The following is a 2,088-nucleotide window of genomic DNA, read 5'->3' on the forward strand; positions in this document are numbered from 1 at the left end:
GGTGAGCGCGCAGGCCACCGCCCGCCGGTCGAGTTGAAGCCGGTTCATCAAGGCCAGCAGCGGCGGGATCAGGATCGGGATGAAGGCGATATGCACGGGAATGGCGTTCTGGGAGAAGATCGCCATCAGCAGGATGGCGCCGAGAAGGAGGAACTTGACCCGCGCCTGGTGCGCCGCGCTCGACTCCTGGCCGAGCAGTCGGATCAAACGCGCGGCGAGCAGATCGGGTAGCCCGGAGCGCGACAGGGCCACGGCGAAGGCGCCGAGCGTGGCGTAAGCCAGCGCCACCTGGGCACCACCGCCGACGCCGTCGTTGAAGGCGCCCAGCGTATCCTCGAGAGACAGCCCGCCCACCAGCCCGCCGACGATGGCGCCCAGCACCAGCGCGAACACCACCGAGACGCGCAGAAGCGACAGCGCTACCATGACGAGCACCGCAATAATCACTGCATTCATTGAATTACCTAGCGCTTTTTTAGAGAGTCGTTGGATATGAGGCGGGCGAATCTTAGCAGATACGCCCACGCTTGCGCAGCGTCGATGCCCCTTCACGGCTCACTCCTTCGGCACTAAGACTTTAGTCGGCCCTTCATTGCTGCCTTGCAGCAACGTGCCTAACCTTTCCTTTCGACCCGACGTTCGACCACCTCTTCCCACACTCACCCTTCGAGGCACGCCATGAGCATGCTGGCTATTGTCGTTTCCCTGGCACTTCTGATACTGCTCGCCTACCGCGGCATTTCGGTGCTGCTGCTCGCGCCGCTCATGGCGTCACTTGCGGTACTGCTTTCCGGCGATGCGGCCTTCCTGCTGCCGGTCTACACCGATACCTTCATGCAGGCGCTCGGCGGCTACGTGATCCAGTTCTTTCCGCTGTTCCTGCTCGGGGCACTGTTCGGCCAGCTGATGGCGGACTCCGGCGCCGCCCAGGCGATCTCCCACGGTATCGTTCGCCGCCTGGGCACCCGGCACGTGGTGCTAACGGTGGTCCTGGCCTGCGCGGTGCTGACCTACGGCGGCGTGTCGCTGTTCGTGGTGGCGTTCGCCATCTACCCCATCGGCCGCGAGCTCTTTCGCGAGGCGAACGTGCCCAAGCGCCTGATTCCCGCCGCCATCGCGCTCGGGTCGTTCACCTTCACCATGACGGCGCTTCCCGGCACCCCGGCGATCCAGAACGCCATCCCCATCCCCTACTTCGGTACCAACAGCTTCGCCGCGCCGGGGCTCGGGGTGATCGCCGGGATGATCATGCTGGGGCTCGGCATGGTTTACCTGCAGTCGCGCGTGCGCAAGGCGCGCGCGGCGGACGAAGGCTACGGCGTGCATACTGAGAAGGAGACCGACGCCGCCGAGCAGGACGAGCCACGCGGCATGACGCTGCCCCTTGCGCTGATACCGCTGGTCATGGTGATCGGGCTGAACGCGCTGTTCACCTACGGCGTCTTTCCCGCCCTCGACATGAGTGCCATCGACGATGCCTTCGAGAACGTGTCGTCCCAGAGCCAGGCGGGGCTATGGGCGATCCTGGTGGCGCTGTCGAGCGCTTCGACCTGGCTGATCGTCATTCGCTGGCGCCATTGGGCGGACTTGAAGGCCACGGTCAACAAGGGCGTGTTCGGCTCGCTCCTGCCGATCTTCAATACCGCTTCGGAAGTGGGTTACGGCGCGGTGATCGCGAGCCTGGCGGGCTTCGCCATCATTCGCGATGCGGTGCTCAACGTCTCGCCCGACAACCCCTTGATCTCCGAGGCGCTGGCGATGAGCGTGCTGGCCGGCATCACCGGCTCCTCCTCCGGCGGACTGTCGATCGCCCTGGAGACTCTGGGCGAGGAGTATCTGGCCCTGGCGCAGCAGGCGGGAATCGACCCGGAGTTGATGCATCGGGTCGCCACCCTGGCCGCCGGCGGCATGGACACCCTGCCCCATTCCGGTGCCGTGATCACCCTGCTGGCCATCTGCGGGCTCACCCATCGCCAGTCCTACGCCAATATCGCCATGGTGACCATCTTGCTACCCGTGGCCGCACTGGTTAGCGTGATCACTCTGGGAACGCTGTTCGGTAGTTTTTAGGTAGTTTTTAGGTAGTTT

At 64.6% G+C, this 2,088-nt stretch carries 1 protein-coding gene and 1 pseudogene; one reads left to right on the plus strand and one right to left on the minus strand.

Annotation, left to right across the window (positions count from 1 at the left end; all coding sequences use genetic code 11):
- Nucleotides 1–492 (minus strand): annotated as a pseudogene (locus BIS11_RS16020) (sodium:proton antiporter); the annotation flags it as partial.
- A gap of 186 nt (nt 493–678) precedes the next feature.
- Between BIS11_RS16020 and BIS11_RS16025 the strand changes: the two are divergent.
- Nucleotides 679–2,070, plus strand: coding sequence for a GntP family permease (locus BIS11_RS16025; protein ID WP_253418942.1), 1,392 nt, complete (start codon nt 679–681; stop codon nt 2,068–2,070).
- Nucleotides 2,071–2,088 lie beyond the last annotated feature (18 nt).

This window comes from Halomonas sp. 707D4, from assembly GCF_024158685.1.
Classification (GTDB): Bacteria; Pseudomonadota; Gammaproteobacteria; order Pseudomonadales; family Halomonadaceae; genus Vreelandella.

What these genes read in the sequence shown, in the direction of transcription:
- BIS11_RS16025 (WP_253418942.1), top strand. Translation starts at nt 679, where the DNA reads ATGAGCATGCTGGCTATTGTCGTTTCCCTGGCACTTCTGATACTGCTC.